At 61.1% G+C, this 18,558-nt stretch carries 13 protein-coding genes; 4 read left to right on the forward strand and 9 right to left on the reverse strand.

Going from position 1 to position 18,558, the window contains the following annotated elements:
- Nucleotides 1-160: 160 nt before the first annotated feature.
- Nucleotides 161-304: a hypothetical protein gene (locus P5205_12470; protein ID HSA11175.1), complete on the reverse strand. Its 144-nt coding sequence runs from the start codon at nucleotides 302-304 to the stop codon at nucleotides 161-163.
- A 97-nt stretch (nucleotides 305-401) separates the two neighbouring features.
- Between P5205_12470 and P5205_12475 the strand changes: the two genes are divergently transcribed.
- A complete protein-coding gene (locus P5205_12475) occupies nucleotides 402-2,645 on the forward strand; it encodes an alpha-amylase family glycosyl hydrolase (protein ID HSA11176.1) in 2,244 nt (747 codons plus the stop codon).
- Between the two features lie 48 nt (nucleotides 2,646-2,693).
- Here P5205_12475 and clpB read toward each other — a convergent pair whose 3' ends face one another.
- Nucleotides 2,694-5,300 (reverse strand): ATP-dependent chaperone ClpB, encoded by a 2,607-nt coding sequence (gene clpB / locus P5205_12480; GenBank protein ID HSA11177.1) that lies wholly within the window; start codon nucleotides 5,298-5,300, stop codon nucleotides 2,694-2,696.
- A 138-nt stretch (nucleotides 5,301-5,438) separates the two neighbouring features.
- On the opposite strand from clpB, the gene P5205_12485 reads away from it, so the two are divergent.
- Together P5205_12485 and P5205_12490 are read left to right on the forward strand one after the other, a co-directional pair.
- Nucleotides 5,439-5,588: a type II secretion system protein gene (locus tag P5205_12485; protein ID HSA11178.1), complete on the forward strand. Its 150-nt coding sequence runs from the start codon at nucleotides 5,439-5,441 to the stop codon at nucleotides 5,586-5,588.
- Between the two features lie 84 nt (nucleotides 5,589-5,672).
- Complete coding sequence (locus P5205_12490; protein HSA11179.1) at nucleotides 5,673-6,902, forward strand: CvpA family protein; 1,230 nt, start codon at nucleotides 5,673-5,675, stop codon at nucleotides 6,900-6,902.
- A gap of 8 nt (nucleotides 6,903-6,910) precedes the next feature.
- Here the strand turns inward: P5205_12490 and P5205_12495 are convergent, their stop codons facing one another.
- Genes P5205_12495 through P5205_12505 form a run of 3 tightly spaced genes read right to left on the reverse strand, consistent with a single transcriptional unit; the run spans nucleotide 6,911 to nucleotide 9,140 of the window.
- Entirely contained in the window at nucleotides 6,911-7,426 is a 516-nt protein-coding gene (locus P5205_12495; protein ID HSA11180.1) for a hypothetical protein, read from the reverse strand.
- Between the two features lie 2 nt (nucleotides 7,427-7,428).
- Nucleotides 7,429-8,073, reverse strand: coding sequence for a sigma-70 family RNA polymerase sigma factor (locus tag P5205_12500; protein ID HSA11181.1), 645 nt, complete (start codon nucleotides 8,071-8,073; stop codon nucleotides 7,429-7,431).
- A gap of 2 nt (nucleotides 8,074-8,075) precedes the next feature.
- On the reverse strand, nucleotides 8,076-9,140 hold the full coding sequence (locus P5205_12505; GenBank protein ID HSA11182.1) for a polyprenyl synthetase family protein: 1,065 nt from the start codon (nucleotides 9,138-9,140) through the stop codon (nucleotides 8,076-8,078).
- A 251-nt stretch (nucleotides 9,141-9,391) separates the two neighbouring features.
- Between P5205_12505 and P5205_12510 the strand changes: the two genes are divergently transcribed.
- Nucleotides 9,392-11,932 (forward strand): DEAD/DEAH box helicase, encoded by a 2,541-nt coding sequence (locus P5205_12510; GenBank protein HSA11183.1) that lies wholly within the window; start codon nucleotides 9,392-9,394, stop codon nucleotides 11,930-11,932.
- Nucleotides 11,933-12,077: 145 nt separating this feature from the next.
- Here the strand turns inward: P5205_12510 and P5205_12515 are convergent, their stop codons facing one another.
- The 4 genes from P5205_12515 to metH form a co-directional block, all read right to left on the reverse strand.
- Nucleotides 12,078-12,602 (reverse strand): STAS domain-containing protein, encoded by a 525-nt coding sequence (locus P5205_12515; protein ID HSA11184.1) that lies wholly within the window; start codon nucleotides 12,600-12,602, stop codon nucleotides 12,078-12,080.
- 6 nt (nucleotides 12,603-12,608) lie between these two features.
- The gene (gene holA, locus P5205_12520; GenBank protein HSA11185.1) at nucleotides 12,609-13,796 is read right to left on the reverse strand and encodes a DNA polymerase III subunit delta; all 1,188 of its coding nucleotides are present in this window, start codon (nucleotides 13,794-13,796) and stop codon (nucleotides 12,609-12,611) included.
- Between the two features lie 4 nt (nucleotides 13,797-13,800).
- A complete protein-coding gene (locus P5205_12525) occupies nucleotides 13,801-14,253 on the reverse strand; it encodes a DUF151 domain-containing protein (protein HSA11186.1) in 453 nt (150 codons plus the stop codon).
- 170 nt (nucleotides 14,254-14,423) lie between these two features.
- Nucleotides 14,424-18,227 carry a methionine synthase gene (metH, locus tag P5205_12530; protein HSA11187.1) on the reverse strand — a complete coding sequence of 1,268 codons (3,804 nt, stop codon included), beginning with the start codon at nucleotides 18,225-18,227 and terminating at the stop codon, nucleotides 14,424-14,426.
- Between the last annotated feature and the right edge of the window lie 331 nt (nucleotides 18,228-18,558).

Below are 18,558 nucleotides of genomic sequence, written 5' to 3' on the forward strand. Positions count from 1 at the left end.
ACCGTATCCTCACCGTATCCTCACCGTCTCCACACCGTGGATACAACCTTGACATTTTGACGCGATTCAGCCTAACATACTGTCGTTGCCGCAGTTACGACGCAAGCATCTCGAAAACACCTGCCGAACGCGCAATCCGTCATAAGTAGCGTTTCCGCAGCTAGTTGCACAAAAACCGCAATTTCACCACCACCAAATCACCCTCCGGCGGAAACTCCTTGCGGTGCTGCAGGTAACTCTGCCGCTGCCGCAGCGTCGCGCCGACCAGATTCCCCCGATTCGCGTCCAGCTTGACTTCGACCACGCTGTAAAGCAGACCCGCCGCCGCGCCGCACAAACATGCGGGCGCATCCGCGGTTTCATCGTTTGCGCGGCCATGCCGTATCCACTACCATCGCTATATGGCCCGAAGCATGCATTTCTCGGATTGCTCATGGCCGTCGGCGCGCAAGGCCCCCCGGCACTGGCATTCCGCGGCAGGCGCGGTCCTGGTCCTGAGCGGGCTGTGCGCGTTGCCAGTCGCGGCCCAATCATCCCGCCCGGGTGTCGGCGCAATACCTTACGCCGACGCACAGGGCACCGGTGTCACCTTTCGCGTGTGGGCCCCCAATGCCACCTCGGTGAGCGTGCCGGGCGACTTCAACGCCTGGAGTACTTCCGCGAATTACCTCACGAGGGAAACCGGCACCGAATACTGGTCGGCGGACATCCCGGCCGCCCGCGCCGGTCATAAATATAAGCTCCATCTGAACAATTCGATCTGGAAGCGCGACCCCCGCAGCCGGAAGGTGGAGCATTCTGCGGGAAACTCCATTGTCTATGACCAGCAGGCGTTTCGGTGGGCGGGCGACACCCGGCTGCCGATTAATCAATCCGACCTGGTGATCTACGAAATGCACGTCGGAGCGTTTTACGACCCCACGCCCAGCAGCGGCGACCCCGGCAAATTCTCCAACGCAATCCAGAAGCTGGACCATCTCGCCGCGCTAGGGATCAACGCGGTACAGCTGATGCCAGTGACGGAGTTCGCCGGGGACTACAGTTGGGGCTACAACCCAGCCGAACCTTACGCGGTGGAAAACGCCGGGTACGGGGGGCCGGACGGCTTGAAAATCTTCGTGAAGGCCGCGCACGCGCGAGGCATCCGCGTGCTGCTGGACATCGTCCACAATCACTACGGCCCCAGCGATCTCGACCTGTGGGGCTTCGATAACGGCGTCACCCCGGGCATCTATTTCTACTCGGCCCCGGACATCTGTTGCACCCTCTGGGGCAGCCGCCCGCGGTATAACGCGGATGGCGTTCGCTCATACATCATAGACAACTTCCGAATGTGGATGGACGACTACCACATTGACGGCTTCCGCTGGGATGCCGTGGGTGCGATGCGCTATTACGACCCGGGGCATGTGAACATTCCCGAGGCCGACTCGCTCATCCAACACATCAACAACACCGAGATTCGCGCCCAACGGCCGGGCGTGATCAGTATCGCCGAGGACGAGGCCTACGGACAGGGCTTCCACGGAGAGTGGGACCGCGGCTTCGCCGACCTGCTGATCCGGCAAATCGTCGAAGGCACGGATGCGAATCGCAACATGAACGACTTGTGGAACGCGATGAACGGCAACGGCTTCTTCCGTGTCGTCTATTCCGAAAACCACGACCTGACCGGCGAGCTCAACGGGTCAGGCAACCAGCGCCTTCCCACGCGCATTCAACCCGCCGACCCGGACGGCTATTACGCCCGCAAACGCTCGATGCTGGCCGCGGCGGTCACTATGACCATTCCCGCGCTGCCGATGCTCTTTATGGGCCAGGAGTTGCTGGAAGTCGAACAATTCAACGACGACAACCCGCTCGATTGGACGCGCGCCACGACCTATTCCAACGTCGTCAACTTCTACCGCGACATCATTCACCTGCGCCGCAACCTCGACGGCATAAGCCTCGGCCTCACCGGCCCCAATGTCACCAGCCATGTCGTCCGCAACGACGCCCCGTGGAAGCTGCTCGCATTCCATCGCTATGGCGCGGGCGCGAACGACCAGGTGATGATTGTCATGAACTTCACCAGCACGGCCATTCCCAGCTATTGGATTCACACCTGGCCCGCGAGCGGCAACTGGTACGTGAACCTCAACTCCGATTGGCCCCGCTACGGAAGTGACTTCGGCAACTTCGGCAGCTCCATGGTCAACGTCACCGGGAGCAGCGGCCAGGTCGCCATCGGTCCCTACAGCGTGTTGGTCCTCTCGCGCCAGGCGCACCCCGACCTGGACGCGGACGGAGATGGGCTGCGGAATGGCTGGGAACAACAGTACTTCAGCAATCCGGTCGTGGCAGTGGCAACCGATGACAACGACGGCGACGGAATGAACAACCTGCAGGAGCAAGCGGCAGATACAAACCCGGCATCCTCCGCCTCCGTGCTGAGGTTCATCAGCCTTGCGGCCACGAACGGCACTCTGGCATTGCGCTGGACTGGCGGCCAGAACGCACGGCAGGTGTTGCAGCAATCCGTGGCGATGGGCAGTTCGTGGACCAACATTTTCACGAACCCGCCGCCCACCGCGACCACTAATACGCTGGTCCTTTCAAAGGCCGCCGCCGCCCGGTTTTACCGGATACAGATACTTCCTTGAGCGGAAAACACCGCCCGGGGGTTTCTAAGGCAACCCCGCCGCACCACTTTACTTCTTCTCAAACTTCAGCGCACCGTCGCGTGTGACCACTTTAATACGGTCGCCGGGCTTGAATTCGCCGACCAGCAGTTTCGTGGCCAGCGGATCCAGCACCAGATCCTGGATGCTGCGCTTGAGCGGGCGGGCGCCGAATTGCGGATCGAAGCCTTCCTTGGCGAGCAACTGCCTGGCCGCGCGATCCACTTCCAGGCTGAGCTGCTGTTGTGCCAGGCGTTTCTCCAGCCGCTGTAGCTGGATCTCGACGATGCGCGCAAGGTGCTTCTCATCGAGATTGTGGAAGATGATGATGTCATCCACCCGGTTCAGAAACTCCGGCCGAAAGTGCGTCTTGAGCTCCAGCTTCACCACCCGCTCCAGCTCTCCTTCGTCCTTCACCGAGGCGCTGCCGCCGGCGTAAAACTCCTGGATGACCGGTGAGCCGATGTTGCTGGTCATGATGATGATCGTATTGCGGAAGTCCACCGTGCGCCCCTGGCCGTCCGTTAGCCGGCCGTCGTCCAACATTTGCAGGAGGACGTTGAAGACGTCATGGTGAGCTTTCTCGATCTCATCGAACAGCACCACGCTATAGGGCCGCCGCCGCACCGCTTCGCTGAGCTGGCCGCCCTCCTCGTACCCGACATAGCCGGGAGGCGCGCCGATGAGCCGCGCGACGGTGTGCTTCTCCATGTACTCGCTCATGTCAATGCGCGCCATGGCGTTCTCGTCGTCAAACAGGAACTCGGCCAGCGCGCGAGCCGTCTCGGTCTTGCCGACGCCGGTTGGCCCCAGGAAGATAAACGATCCGATGGGCCGGTTGGGCTCCTGTAAGCCGCTGCGGGAGCGCCGCACCGCGTTGGCTACCGCCTCCAGCGCCTCCTTCTGTCCAACCACCCGTTGCTCCAGCCGCTCCTCCATCTTCACCAGCTTCTCGCGTTCCCCCTCGAGCATCCGCGAAACGGGAATGCCGGTCCACGACGCCACCACTTTCGCGATGTCCTCTTCGCTCACTTCCTGGGTGAGCAGGCGTTGTCCCGCGGGCTTGTCGTGCAGGGTCTTCTCAGCCGCCGCGAGCTTCTTCTGCAGCTCGGGCAGCTTGCCGTACTGGATTTGCGCCGCTGCGTTCAAATCGTTGCGGCGCTGCGCCTGCTCCAGCTCCAGCTTCGCCTGCTCAATCTGGCTGTTGACAATGCTGACGGCATTGATGGCGGCTTTCTCGTTCTGCCACTGCGCCTTGAGCTGCTTGGATTGGTCCTTGAGGTTGGCCAGGTCCCGCTCCAGCTTCTTGAGCCGCTCACGCGAGCCTTCGTCCTTCTCCTTCTTGAGCGCGCTCTGCTCAATCTCCAGTTGCTGGATTTGACGCTCCAACTGGTCAATCTCCGTCGGCATGGAGTCCAGCTCCATCCGCAGGCGCGAGGCCGCTTCATCAATCAGGTCAATCGCCTTGTCGGGCAGGAACCGATCGGCGATGTAGCGGTGCGACAGCGTCGCCGCCGAGACCAGCGCCGCGTCTTGAATGCGCACGCCGTGGTGGACCTCGTAACGCTCTTTAAGCCCGCGCAGGATGGCGATGGTCGCCTCGACGCTCGGCTCGGAGACCAGCACCGGCTGGAACCGCCGCTCCAGCGCCGGGTCCTTCTCGATGTGTTTGCGATACTCGTCGAGCGTGGTCGCGCCGATGGCCCGAAGCTCGCCGCGGGCCAGTTGCGGCTTCATGATGTTCGCCGCGTCCGTGGCGCCTTCCGCCGCGCCTGCGCCGACGAGGGTGTGTAGCTCGTCAATGAACAGGATGATCTTGCCCTCGCTGGAGGCGATCTCCTTGAGGAAAGCCTTAAGCCGGTCCTCGAACTCGCCCCGATACTTGGCGCCGGCGATCATGGCGCTCAAGTCCATGGCCAGGAGCCGTTTGTTCTTCAGCGTTTCGGGTACATCGCCGCTGATGATCCGCCGCGCCAGTCCTTCGGCAATCGCCGTCTTCCCCACGCCGGGCTCGCCGATAAGCACCGGGTTGTTCTTTGTGCGGCGCGACAACACCTGCATGACCCGGCGGATCTCCTCGTCGCGGCCGATGACCGGGTCAATCTTGTTCTGCCGCGCCAGCGCGGTCAGATCGCGCCCATATTTCTCCAGCGCCTGGAACTTATCCTCCGGATTGGCGTCGGTAACCCGCTGGTTTCCGCGCAGGTCGGCCAGCGCCCGCAGCACCGCGTCACGCTTCAGGCCATGCGCCTGGAAAATCTTCTTAAGCGCGGGACCGGCCTCGTCCAGCAGGCCGAGCAGCAGATGTTCGGTGCTGATATAATCGTCCTTCAGCTTGCCTGCCTCGGTCTGCGCGGCATCCAGCGTCTTCTTGAGGCTCGGACTGAGGAACACATCGAGTGAGCTAACACCCTGGACCTTGTGGCGGCGGGCGAGTTCACGCTCCAGCTCGGGCTTAAGCTGTGCCAAGGTCACGCCAACCTTCTCCAACAAGTCCGGGATCAGGCTGTCGGTCTGGCCAATCATCGCCAGCAGGAGATGCTCCCCATCCACCTCCTGATGCGAATGCTCCCGCGCAATGCGCTGCGCCCCTTGCAGGGCTTCCTGTGACTTAATGGTAAACCGGTCCAATTGCATACAGATATATGGATAAGGGAAAACCGGCGAAGTCTCAAGCCCCGCATGCGCGTGGTGTTGAGCCAATCTAATACCCAGGCGACCGCCTCCCCAATCGGCGTGAGGCAATCCCGCCTGCCCGGTCCAATACGGTGGAATATGAACAAACGCTCGAAGCGAAGAGCCGGGATTTCTCTGATAGAGCTCCTGTGCGTCGTCGCCATCATTGCGATAATGGCCGCGCTTTACCTCCCGGCCATCGCCAGGGCCTTCCACAGAATCCGCACTTTCCTCGGAGGCTTGAGCTGAGCAAATGCGCCGGATCCGCCCGGCGGCCGATTCCCCTCGCATTTTCCTCGTGCTTTTTGCGCTGGAACCGTATTAACTGGCCATATGATGTTTTGGCTCCTCACGTTCGTTCTGCTGGCGTCGCTGGCCGGGATAGGATACCGGCAGGGCGTCATACGCGTGGCGTTTTCTTTTCTCGGCATCCTGGTGGGCGCCCTGCTGGCAGGCCCCCTGGCAAAACTGGTCAAGCCGTTGCTGGTGGCGTTTGGCTTGAAGACTCCAGTCCTGGCCTGGTTGCTCGCGCCAGTGGTCGTTTTTCTGATCATCTCCATTATCTTCAAAGTGGGCGGCTACATGGTCCACCAGAAGGTGGACGTGCATTTCAAGTACCATGCGGGGGATTTGCGCCTGGCACTGTGGGAACGGTTGAGCCGGCGGCTAGGCCTGTGCCTCGGCCTGGTCAATGGCGCGCTGTATCTCATTCTAATCTCGGCAGTGATCTACCCGCTGAGCTATTGGAGCTTTCAACTAGCGTCGGGCGCCAATGACCCGAGATCCATGAGGATCCTCAGTCGCTTGGGTCAGGACCTCCAGAGCACCGGTTTCGCCAAGGTGGCCCGCGCGATAGATCCCATGCCGAAAGTGTGGTACGACTCGGCTGACCTTACCGGCCTGTTATATAGGAATTCCCTGCTCGAAGCGCGCCTGTGGCGCTACCCGGCTTTTCTGGGCCTGGCGGAACGGCAGGAGTTCCAGGAATTGGCCGCCGACACCCAGTTCACCGAACTCTGGCAGCGACAGGAGCCGATCCTCGATCTGCTGCATTATCCCAAAGCCCAGGCGATTATCCAGAACCCTGACCTGCTGAGGTCCATCTGGGCTACGGTCGTGCCCGACATGAAGGACCTGCATGCCTTTCTGGAAACCGGCAAATCGCCCAAATACGATCCGGAGAAGATACTCGGGCGCTGGAACTTCAACGTGACTGTCGCCATGTCCCTGTTCCGCAAGGCCAAGCCGAACATCACGTCCAAGGAAATGCAGTTCTGGCGAAGCTGGATGACGGCGGCATTCGCCAAAACCAGCTTTGTGGCAATGACCGATCAGCAGGCCATTCTCAAAAACGTGCCGCAATTGACTTTGCCGACCCCGGGCGCCGCCCCATCCACTGGCGGACCGCAGACTCTCAAAGGCCAGTGGAAGAAGCTGGATAGCACCTATGAGCTTACCCTGTCGGGAGGGATCCGGGATCAAGAACTGACAGCGTCAGTGGAAGGCGACCGCCTGACGATGTCCGGGACCGGGCTGGGGTTGGTATTTGACCGGGAAGATTAGAATGCCGGTCAGTTCCCTCTGGGAAAACTGAAGCTGGCAGGCTGCGCCCGGAGTTGCCCGATGTCGCCCATTAGCGATGTTCCCGCTGGGCCGTTCGGGATGGGACTGGTGCTGGAGGTCTCTGGAAACACAGCGGGCTTGGCCAGCAACGGATGATCGGCGGCGGCCATGGCGGTTGGCGCCATGGGGGCTGACCCGGTTTCCGCGACGGGCACGAGGCCCACAGGCGGAATCTCCGCCTTATCTGAGTAGATCACGCCGGCAATCAGAAGGCCGCACATAGCCACACTGCACGCGCCCGCCAGGACGGGCTTGGCCTCGATAGCCGCCCAAAACCGCTGCAACCAAGGCGCTTCCCACAGCATCCTTTCGAGCGGGGCAAACCCCGCTCCCCGTTCGCCAGACTTGATGCGCTCGATGACCTCGCGGGAAAATCGATCGAAATAACCGGGCGGCGGCGCTTCATGGCGTTTGAGGGACAGCAAACAGCGCAATGACTCAAAGTTCTCCTGATCCGTACTCATACTCACTTCAGATAATCAATCAGATAGCCCTGCAACTGTTGCCGGGCATAAAACAGACGCGAACGCACCGTGCCGATGTTGCAGTCCATGATGTTTGCGACTTCTTCATGCGACATGCCCTGCACATCGTGCAGCGTCACAACCAATCTATGGGGTTCTGACAGCTTCTGCATGGCCGCGTTCAACTTTTCCTGCAATTCCGCCAGACTGACTTCGCGGCGGGGCGTCTTCTCAGAAATCAAGGCCACAAGGTCAGGATCATGCTCCGCATGGAAATCCAAATCGTCAAGGCTCATCTGGGATTTGTTCTTCCGCTGTTTGAGGAAGTTGATGGTTTTGTTGACCGCAATGCGATAGACCCAGGTGTAGAAGCTCGAACCACCCTTGAATGACCGCAGGGCCTGGAAAGCCTTGATAAAGGCCTCCTGCGCCAAGTCGTTGGCGTCCTCATGATTGGCCGTCATGTGGTAAATGGTGGCGTAGATGCGTTCCTGATAGCGGCGCACCAACTCATCGTACGCGCCCAGATCGCCACGGCGGGCCCGCTTCACCAAATCCATGTCCTCGACCGGGGCCGGCGTCGCCGGTGCACCCGCCGGCTGGTCAGTCGGCGGCTTTGACACCTTGCGACTCGCCGGTTCAGCCATAATCATAGCCGGTGCCCAGCGGCGGCTCCCAGCGCATCCGCTTGGCGCGCCAGGTAATCAGCCAGGCCAAACAAACCAGCCTGACCATTCGAGACGGGCAACGCCCGCAACGTCTGGCGCGCCGCCCCCAGGTACTGCTCAACAATCTCCAAGGAAGCCTTGAGCGCATCGTACTGCGCGAGCAACTCCCCAAGGCGCTTCAAGGACCCCGGCTTCCATTCCTCGAAGAGGACGCGCAAACACGCCCGATCGGCGGCGTTCGCCCGTTCCCACACCAGCAGCACCGGCAGGGTCAGCTTGCCCTTGGCCAGATCCGTCCCCAGCGATTTGCCGGCCGCCGTCTCCGACCCGAACAGATCCACGCAATCATCGTACACCTGGTAAGCGGTCCCAAAGGCCAGACCGAATCGGCGCAGTGGCATCTTGTGCTCTATCCCCGTCGGACTCAGGCCGGCGCTTAGCTCGCAAGAGAGCGCAAAAAGCTCCGCCGTCTTCATCTCCAGCACCTTGAAGTACTTCTCGCGGGTGAAGCGAAAGTCACGCCGGTGCTGCAATTGCAGGATTTCTCCCGAACACACCGTGTTGGTTGCTGTTGCCACCGCGCGGCAAACCTCGGGCGTAGGAAAACCCGCCGCCAGTTTCAGCGCATGGGCAAAAAGGCAATCCCCGAATAATACCGCGAGCTCATTGCTCCAATTGGCCGCCAGCGTAGGGCGTCCACGGCGAATCTCGGCTTCATCGATGACATCGTCATGCACCAGGGTCGCCAGGTGCACCAATTCGATGATCACCGCCACCATGACGTGCGCGTCAGTAACCTTCCCCAAAGCCTTAGCGGCCAGCCCTACCAGCGCCGCCCGCAGGTGCTTGCCCTGCCCGTTAAGGGCATAATCCGCATAACGTGAGATGTCGGGATCAAACGCCTCGACCTGCGCAGCCAAGCGATAACCAACCGCTTCAAGGAAGGGCTCGAGAGGGCTGATGATCTGCTTCCAGTCACCAGGCGGCTCGGGACTGGGCCCGTCAGGGATTGTATTGCAGACCACGTTGGAGTCGGCGGTTAACATGTGCGCAAATTCTAAGGTTGCTGAACATCCAAGTCAAACCCCTTCGGGGAAGGCATCCGGCCCCAACCGCAACCGCGGTATTCCTGGAACGCTCAACAAGCGAACTTGTTCCCAATTTACCACAGGCCCCTGACCTGGGCGGTGTGAAGTCGAACTCCTGCTCCCGTGGCGTATTTCATTTTCCATCCCGACCGGCTCTACTTTTACCTTTTCAGAGTTTGCGAGTCCACGAATTCGGCTATCTTCTATGCGTGCCAACGTTCCCTGCACAACCGGTAGACTTGCCCGCCCTTAACCAGGTTTTGGTGCCTGATCTTTGGCAACAACAGGCAGTCGCGGCTTTGCGCGAGGGCCAGGATGTAGTCGTTCAGGCGCCCACAGGAGCGGGAAAGACGCTGATCTTCGAACTCTGGTCCAACCAGGGCAAGAATCGCGGCCAGGCCATCTACACAGTGCCGACTCGTGCGCTGGCCAACGACAAACTGGCGGAATGGCGCGCGCGCGGTTGGAACGTCGGCATCGCCACGGGCGATCTGGCCGAGAACCTGGACGCGCCCGTCCTGGTCGCCACGCTGGAGACACAGAAGAACCGCCTGATCCACGGGGACGGCCCGGCCCTGCTGGTCGTGGATGAATACCAAATGCTCAGCGACCTGGATCGCGGACTCAACTACGAACTGGCTATTGCTCTGGCTCCACCACAAACACAATTGCTGCTCCTGAGCGGCAGCGTGGGCAATCCGCAGGAGGTGGCCAATTGGCTGCAACGGTTGGGCCGCAAAGCTGTATTGATCCGCCACGACGAGCGTCCTGTACCGCTCGACGAGATCCATGCCAACAGCCTGAGTTACCACGTGCCGAATGAGATCCGCGGCTACTGGCCGCGGCTGGTGGCCAAAGCACTGGCGGAGGACTTGGGCCCCATCCTGATCTTTACCCCTCGCCGTCAGGCCGCCGAAGCGATGGCCAATGAACTCGCCCGCCAATTGCCAACCCCCAATCCCCTCCAACTCAACGCCGAGCAAAGGCTCCTGGTCGGCGAGCACCTGGCCAAGCTGCTTAAGAGCCGGGTGACCTACCATCACAGCGGCTTGAGTTACGGTGCCCGCGCCGGCGTCATCGAGCCGTTGGCCAAGGCCGGCCAACTGCGCGTCGTCGTGGCCACGATGGGCCTGGCCGCCGGAATTAATTTCTCTCTGCGCAGTGTCGCACTGGCCGCCGAATCCTACCGACGGGACGAAGCCGAGCAGCTGCTGAAGCCCGATGAACTCCTGCAGATGTTCGGCCGCGCCGGCCGCCGTGGCCTGGATGAAGCCGGGTTCGTGCTGATTACGGCCAACGAGTTGCGCCTGCTTGACTCCCACCCCTGCCACCTGTCGCGCAGCAGCGCGGTAGATTGGTCGGCTTTGCTCGGTCTTATGGCAGTGGCCGCCGAACTCGGGCGCAATCCGTTCCGCGAGGCCGTTCGCACCCAAGAGCGGCTTTTCACCACCAAGCCCATCTTCCTTGGCGTCGAGGAATCGCTTCGCCATCCGGACGTCCCTTGTGGCCTTCGCACGGACGCGGAGCGCGCCCGGCATGTCCGCAAACGCCTCCGCGAGATTCTGAATAGCCGCGGGGAGTGGGAAAGCTACCCGGCGCCGATCCCGGTGCCGCTTAGAGACATTCGTGTGTTGCGTGCTACGAGTGGTGTGTCGGAGGCGGGAGGTGACACGCAATACGCACCACGCAATACGATCGAGCCTCCACCCCAGGTGCCCGTGCTCCTCGTGCCTGCCGCCCTGGAGAAAGTCGGCACAGGCAGCCTGTGTGTGGTTTCGGAGGACAAGGGAGGCAAGACCTATGGCCGCGCCCTCACCGTTGCCGACCGGCTGGGCCATGACCGCATACTCCTCGCCAAATGGGTTCGCCGCCTTACTAACTGGAACTCACGGCAAGTGCCGCTGGTGGTCTGGGAGGAGAAGGTAGTTCCCCTCATCATAGAAAGGCTTGCCCAACAAAAGACGCCCGTCGTCACCTTCCAAAACCAGTCCCAGCGCATTCTAGCCCTGGTCAGCATCGCTGATCTGCCCATGCGCGTCCCGGTGGACCGGTATGGTGTTGCCATCTGGAAGCCCGTTGAGCGGGAAGTCCTACCCGCGGATTGCGCCCAGTGCCCGCTGGTCGCCGTGTGCCGGCAACTACCGATTGGCACGGGAGTCGCGCTGCTTTGGCGACGGCTGGGACTAGTGGATGCCGCGGGGGTTCCGACACTTCGAGGCCGGGTAGTTAGCTTCTTCAGCCAGGGTGATGGGTTGGCCATTGCCGCAGCGCTGGAGGATGAGACCTACGCGCTCGACGAGTTGATCTACGACCTCGCGAACCTCGACGCCGGCTTCCGTTTTGCAGGTGAGGAGATCAACCGTTGGGGTGGCCGTCTGGGCATCGTGTGCCATGAGAAGTATGGCCTCCAATCAATCCCCGGCTACCTCGAAAACGGTGTTCCGCCCAAGTACGGCGCCGGGGCAGAGCAAATTGTTGCCTCTGTGCACAAAAACCCGCAAGACAAACAGATGTGGATCACAGACCTTCTCGGCCCGGGAGACATTGACCGCGTCATCATCGAATGGCGCAGTCTGTTGCGGCAGATTGCCCACGCGCCAGCCCTTGAATGGCCCCGCTGGCGCGCCTTGCAGGCGATGGCCAGAGGCGTCCTGAACGAAACTGAGTCACCCACGCTCACCGATCTGCCACCGCTGGAGTATCATCAGACCCGCCGCGTGGACCACCGGTTGGTGCTGCGGCGCCATTGAGAGCCTGAAACCCCACGCCTGAATCAAATCCGAACCACAGGCCAAAGCCGCAAAACCCGGCTCGGCCCAGTTCTCTTCTACTTCTCCGCCTCCTAGTCGTTCTTGGTCTGGCGTCGGACCATGTGTTGTCACGGAGTCAGCAGGTCTATTCGTTCTTAGGTTTCTTCAGGCCTTCAGCCAGGAATTGCGCGACGTCTTTGAACCGGGCGGCGTTCGCCGGGTTAAGGTCCATCAGCGTTCGATGGGCTTCGAGGCAGGTGCGGCTCAATTCAGCTTGAGTCGGATTACAAGTCACTGGCTCCACGGTCTGGGTCGGCGTCGGGGGCGACAAAGGCCCCTGGATGAGCCTGAAGAGGTGGAGCACCCCCAGGGTTTCGAGCAGTTCGATGATGCGCGCACTGGGATTGAACAGCTGAATTGCGCTCCGGTCCTCTGATCCATTGCCCCCGCTGAGCTTCAGGCCAAACCCGGCCAAGACCCCGAGGAAGGTGCTGTCCATCAAAACGCACTCAGAAAGGTCGAGCGCAAAGCAGCCACAACCCCTTTGGATGAGTTCATTGACCAAGGTCTTGAAGTCCACACTCGAAGTGAAGTTGGCCCGCCCAATGATCCGGATGCAGGCGAAACCCTCGCCGGTCATGACTTGCATCCTGGCTGATGGCGCGTTCATGCCAGATCAACTCGAAGAACTCATGGACGCGGCCAAGCGCGGCCTGCCCGATGGCGCGTTTGCGCGCGGCTTGGGGGTGCCGACAATCTGCACCAGAGCCTGCTGCAGAACCAGCGATTCCTCCAGGCTGCTGGACACCAGGCGATAGTTGCATTCGAAAAGGAGGTCCATGGCGCGGATGAGCTCTGCCTCGCTGTAGAGCTTCACCTGCGGGAGCGCCTTGAACAGCACGAAGGGATTGATGGCGAGTGGGTTAAAGCGCCGGTCTTCGGGAAACTGGTCTTTGGGCACTCGCTCAAGCTGCGCCTTAAACCGTTTGTAATCCATGTCCGGCTTCACCCAGCCTTCGCGGAGCATCTCCTTGAGCAGGAGCATCGCGCGCACCTTGGAAATCAGCCCGTAGAGCAATCCGATCTCCGACTTCTGCGGATCGAGCTTTACCTCCCACACCGCTTCGTCAAGCCGGGCCAGCAGGCGCGGCAGATCGCGGTCGCCGAGCGCGTCGCCGAGTGCGAACGCGCGCGCCATCTTGTTGCGCGTGCAGACTGTGGCCACATCCTCAAACTCGATTTTCTTCCGGTCGCCCACATAGAGGGCAACCTTTTCCACCTCGTTGTCGAGCTGGCGCGCATTGGGGCCGACGCGGCCGATGAGTTCGGCAAGCGCTTCGTCGGAAATCTCCTTCTGCCGGGAGCGAAGGGCTTCGCGGGCCCAGCTTTCCACCTGGCTGGCCCAATCGCGGTCATCCACGGACCAGCCGGCAAAGCTCTCGACTGAGCCAAGCTTGTCGAGGGCCTTGTAGAAAACCTTGCGCTTGTCTGCCTTTCCGGCGCTGATAAGCAAGCGCACGTTCTGCCACGAGAACTCTTTGAATTCATCGGCTAGCTCGGCGAGCGACGCGGTGACATCCTGCGTGGCGGCCCGCTCGTCGCTCAGGAAGTTGCAGTCCTTAAGCCAGATGACCTTGCCGGAGCCGAAGAAAGGCAGGGTCTGGAGGGCCTCCCGGAGCTTGGCGAGGGCCTTGAGAGCTTCCCCGCTGTTCGAGACAGAGGCATCAATAATCTCGTGGTCCATGCCGCCCAGTTCCTCCGTCCACTCGAGGTAGATTTGTTTGGCGCGCTGCTTGACGGCAAAATCATCTTCGCCGCAAACCAGCACCAGGGGAGCGGCACGCTTTGAGGCAGAGGGAGGCATTTCCCTATTCAGCCTCGTTCCCGGTTTCGTTGATGCGCTCCAACACCTCGCTCATGTCCTCGACTTGTTCGAAGAGCGAGTTGGTGACATAGATGGGGCGCTTCTGGGCGGTAGCCAAAGCCAGGCAATCGCTGGGGCGTGCGTCAATCTCGACAAGCTTGCGGCCCAGTTCGTTCTGCTGCTGGAGGATCAGGCGCGCGAAGTAGGTCGAGTTCTTCATCTCCGTGATGACGACGCGCTCGACGTTGATGCTGAAACCCTTGAAGATGCTTTGGATGAGGTCGTGGGTCAGCGGGCGCTCTTTGGGCGTCTGGCGGAGAAACATCCCGATCACGGCGCCCATGTTGGGCTCGACATTGATGACAAAAACCTTCTCGTCATTGCCGACGAATAGAGCGCACCCGCTGTTGGCGGGCAGGATGCCTCGAATCTGCACCGGAACCACGTCGTTCTTCATGTAGTTAGTCTAGAACGCAAATCCGAAAACACAAGTCCTCCGCAAATTGGTACTTTTACGGAGCAGCGGTCTGCCGCCAGTTCCCAATGGGGGGACCGAGGGGCGACCTCGCTTCCTCCGACCGCAACGCCGGCGGGGAAAAGGGAGCGTTAACCCAGCCGCATCATTAGTCAGCGCTTCGTTACTTCCGCTTCTACTTCCAAGACCCCCGCTGAGACAGGCGGTCCGGGTTCGTAGCTCAGGTAGGGGCCTAGCCACCGTTCGACGGTGGGCAAATCCATCTGCTTTCTCTGCTGGTAGTCCAGGACCTGGTCGCGGCCGAGCTTGCCGATCCCGAAGTACTTTGACTCGGGGTGGGCGAAATAAAGCCCGCTGACGCTCGCGCCGGGCCACATGGCGCAGCTCTCGGTCAGCTTGATGCCGGTGTACCGCTCCACGTCGAGCAGCTTCCAGAGCGTCCACTTCTCAGTGTGGTCCGGGCAGGCGGGGTAGCCGGCGGCGGGTCGGATGCCACGATACTTCTCGCGAATGAGATCAGCGCAGGTCAGGTTCTCGTCCTGCCCGTAGCCCCATTCCTGGCGCACCCGCTGGTGCAGGCACTCCGCGAACGCCTCGGCCAGACGGTCGGCAAGCGCCTTGGTCATGATCGAGTTGTAGTCGTCCTGGTCGCGCTCGAACTTCGCGCATAGTTCTTCGGTGCCGAAGCCGGCTGACAGGGCAAAGGCGCCCAGGTAGTCGGGGAGTTGGGAGTCGAGTGCGTCCCCATGGGGTGACTTGGGCGCAATATAGTCGGCCAGGCAATGGTTGAACTGGTCCGTGGGTTTGTCCATTTGCTGCCGCAAGAAGTGAAACCTGGTAAGTACCTGGGTCCGCGAATCGTCGGTGTACAGCTCAATGTCATCACCGACCGCATTGGCCGGGAAGAAGCCATATACCCCACGCGCTGTCAGCCCGCGTCGGCGGACGATCTCACGCAACAACTCCTGCGCGTCGTCAAAGAGCTTTTTTGCCTCAGGATTCTGCAGGATGTCCGGGTATCGCCCGCGCAGCTCCCAGGTGTGGAAGAACGGCGACCAGTCAATGAACGGCACAAGGTCGGAAAGCGTGATCGGGGCGTGGCGGCTGGCACTTGGTGATTGGCCATCGGACGTGAGGACACGAAGGCCGGTAAAGGACGGCTTGGGGATGTCAGTCGCCTTCCAAACAATAGGCGTGCGGCGGCGGCGGGCTTCCTCGATGGTCAACAGCGGCTTCGTCTTCTGCTCGGCATGTTGCGCGCGGACCTTGTCGTATTCGGCTCGGATACCTTCGACGTAAGCAGGCTTGAGGCTGGCGTTGAGGAGACTGCCCACTACGCCCACCGCGCGCGAAGCGTCCAGCACGTGGATCACTGGTTGCGCATAAGCGGGGGAGATCTTAACGGCAGTGTGCGCCTTGCTTGTGGTGGCCCCGCCAATCAGCAGGGGTATGGTGAAGCCCTGGCGCCCCATTTCTTTCGCGACGTGCACCATCTCATCGAGCGAAGGCGTGATCAGCCCGCTCAGGCCGATCAAGTCGGCATTCCTCTCGCGGGCGGTCTGCAGGATCTTCTCCGCGGGCGCCATGACACCCAGGTCAACGACCTCGTAATTGTTGCAGCCGAGCACCACCCCGACGATGTTCTTGCCGATGTCATGGACATCGCCCTTGACCGTGGCCATAACGATGCGCCCCTGCGCCTGGCGGCTGCCGGAGGCGGCCTTCTCGGCCTCCATGTACGGGAGCAGATGCGCGACGGCTTTCTTCATCACCCGGGCGCTCTTGACGACTTGAGGCAAGAACATCCGGCCGGAGCCGAAAAGGTCGCCGACGATGTTCATGCCCTGCATGAGCGGGCCTTCGATCACCAGGAGCGGGCGGCCATATTTCTGCCGGGCTTCCTCGGTGTCCGCGTCAATGTAATCGGTGATGCCTTTGATCAGGGCGTGGCTGAGGCGTTCCTCGACGGAACCCTTGCGCCACTCCTCTTCGGCAACTTCCGTCTCGTCCTTCTGCTTAAGGGTCTCGGCGAACTTGACCAGCCGCTCGGTAGCGTCCGGCCGCCGGTTGAGCAACAAATCCTCCACCAGCTCCAGCAGCGGCTTGGGAATCTCCTCGTAAACCTCCAGCATGCCGGGATTCACGATGCCCATGTCCAGCCCCGCGCGAATGGCGTGGTAAAGGAAGGCCGAGTGAATGGCCTCGCGCACCACGTTGTTGCCCCGGAAAGAGAAGGAGACATTGCTGATGCCGCCGCTGACGCGGGCGAACGGGAGGTTCTCCTTGATCCATTTCGTCGCGCGGATGAAATCCGCGGCGTAGTTGTTGTGCTCCTCGATGCCGGTGCCGACCGTGAGGACGTTCGGGTCGAAGATGATGTCCTGCGGCGGGAAGCCGGCCTGCTGTGTGAGGATGCGATACGAGCGCTCGCAGACTTCCGTCTTGCGCTCGAACGTGTCCGCCTGGCCGCGCTCATCGAAGGCCATCACCACCACCGCCGCTCCGTAGCGCCGGATCAACTTCGCCTGGCGCACGAACTTCTCCTCTCCTTCCTTGAGGCTGATCGAGTTCACCACGCCTTTGCCCTGCAGGCACTTCAAGCCGGTCTCGATCACCGACCATTTCGAGCTGTCAATCATGACCGGCACGCGGGCAATGTCGGGTTCCGAAGCCACCAGGTTCAGGAAGGTGGTCATAGCCTTCTCCGAATCCAGCATGGCTTCGTCCATGTTGACATCAATCATCTGCGCGCCGTTCTCGACCTGCTGCTTGGCGATGGCCAGCGCGGCCTCGTAGTTGCCGGCAAGGATCAACTTGGCGAACTTGGGTGAGCCGGTGACATTGGTGCGCTCCCCAATGTTCACAAAGTTCGCCTCAGGCCGGATGGTCAGCGCTTCCAACCCGCTCAAGCGGGTGACCGGCGCGATCTTCGGCAGGGTGCGCGGTGCCACGCCGCGGACAGCTTCTGCCAGGGCACGGATGTGAGCAGGAGTGGTTCCGCAGCAGCCGCCGACAATATTGAGCCAGCCGTTCTCGGCCCAATCTTTAAGCTGTGGCGCAAGCGTCTCCGGCGTCTCGGGGAACCCGGTCGGCAACATGGGATTGGGCAGGCCCGCGTTCGGATAAGCGCTGACGCAGATGTCCGCGATTCCCGCCAGCTCCTCGATAAACGGCCGCATTTCCTTTGGCCCCAGCGCGCAGTTGATGCCGATGCTCAGCAGCTTGTGGTGGGAGATCGAATTCCAATACGCCTCCACGGTCTGGCCCGACAAGGTGCGCCCGCTAAGGTCGGTGATGGTGAAGGAAACCATCACGGGCACGCGGCGCTGGGTCTCTTCAAAGTGCTGCGCAATGGCAAAGAGCGCCGCCTTGGAGTTGAGCGAGTCAAAAACCGTTTCCAGCAGCAGAATATCCACGCCGCCATCCAGCAACCCGCGAGCCTGTTCGAGATAAGCTTCCACCAGTTGGTCGAACGTGATGGCGCGGAACGCCGGATTGTGCACATCCGGGGAGAGCGACGCGGTCTTGCTGGTTGGTCCGAGGGCCCCGGCGACGAAGCACACGCGGCCTGGTTGCGCGGCCATGACCGCGTCCGCAGCCGCGCGCGCGATGCGCGCACCTGCCACATTCAATTCGTAGGCCAGATTCTCCAACCGGTAATCCGCTAGCGACACAAAGGTGGAGTTGAATGTGTTCGCCTCGATGATGTCCGCCCCCGCCTCCAGGTAATGGCGGTGGATGGCCTGGATGATCTGCGGCTGCGTCAGGTTGAGCAGATCGTTATTCCCCTTCAAGTCCTGCGGCCAATCCTTGAACCGCTCCCCGCGAAAGGCGGCCTCGTCCAGCTGGTAAGTCTGGATCATGGTGCCCATCGCGCCGTCCAGAAGCACGACCCGCTCGCGCAGCAGCCGCTCCAACTCCTGCGATCGGTCTAATCTTAAATTCGCATCCGCCATCGTCTTATTCCACAATTCAATCGCCCCCTCAACAGGGCGACTGGAACCAACCTAACGACAAACCGGAACAGTTGCAAATTATAAATCAACATATCTTGATATATAGATATGAATTATCGGCCTAATGGGCCCTTTTGTTCAACAGCAGCCCTGGCCGGGCTAGCTAGTCCTGTCGGCGCGAACGTCAGTACGCTTGATATGGACCTGCAATCACCCAGCTTGCGCAGACTGACTTCGGCTTGCGGCTGGCTGGAGGGTGGCTCGCGGGTGCCGTGGTGCTACGGTGTGTATCCCATGGGGAGCGCTCCCCATGGGATACACACCGTAGCAT

The sequence above is a fragment of the Candidatus Paceibacterota bacterium genome (assembly GCA_035452965.1).
Taxonomy (GTDB): Bacteria; Verrucomicrobiota; Verrucomicrobiia; order Limisphaerales; family UBA8199; genus UBA8199.

Excerpts from the sequence above, each read along its gene's own strand:
- metH (HSA11187.1), bottom strand. The coding sequence starts at position 18,227 with ATGGCGGATGCGAATTTAAGATTAGACCGATCGCAGGAGTTGGAGCGG.
- P5205_12515 (HSA11184.1), bottom strand. The coding sequence starts at position 12,602 with ATGAACGCGCCATCAGCCAGGATGCAAGTCATGACCGGCGAGGGTTTC.
- P5205_12525 (HSA11186.1), bottom strand. The coding sequence starts at position 14,253 with ATGAAGAACGACGTGGTTCCGGTGCAGATTCGAGGCATCCTGCCCGCC.
- holA (HSA11185.1), bottom strand. The coding sequence starts at position 13,796 with ATGCCTCCCTCTGCCTCAAAGCGTGCCGCTCCCCTGGTGCTGGTTTGC.
- clpB (HSA11177.1), bottom strand. The coding sequence starts at position 5,300 with ATGCAATTGGACCGGTTTACCATTAAGTCACAGGAAGCCCTGCAAGGG.
- P5205_12505 (HSA11182.1), bottom strand. The coding sequence starts at position 9,140 with ATGTTAACCGCCGACTCCAACGTGGTCTGCAATACAATCCCTGACGGG.
- P5205_12475 (HSA11176.1), top strand. The coding sequence starts at position 402 with ATGGCCCGAAGCATGCATTTCTCGGATTGCTCATGGCCGTCGGCGCGC.
- P5205_12500 (HSA11181.1), bottom strand. The coding sequence starts at position 8,073 with ATGGCTGAACCGGCGAGTCGCAAGGTGTCAAAGCCGCCGACTGACCAG.
- P5205_12490 (HSA11179.1), top strand. The coding sequence starts at position 5,673 with ATGATGTTTTGGCTCCTCACGTTCGTTCTGCTGGCGTCGCTGGCCGGG.
- P5205_12485 (HSA11178.1), top strand. The coding sequence starts at position 5,439 with ATGAACAAACGCTCGAAGCGAAGAGCCGGGATTTCTCTGATAGAGCTC.
- P5205_12495 (HSA11180.1), bottom strand. The coding sequence starts at position 7,426 with ATGAGTACGGATCAGGAGAACTTTGAGTCATTGCGCTGTTTGCTGTCC.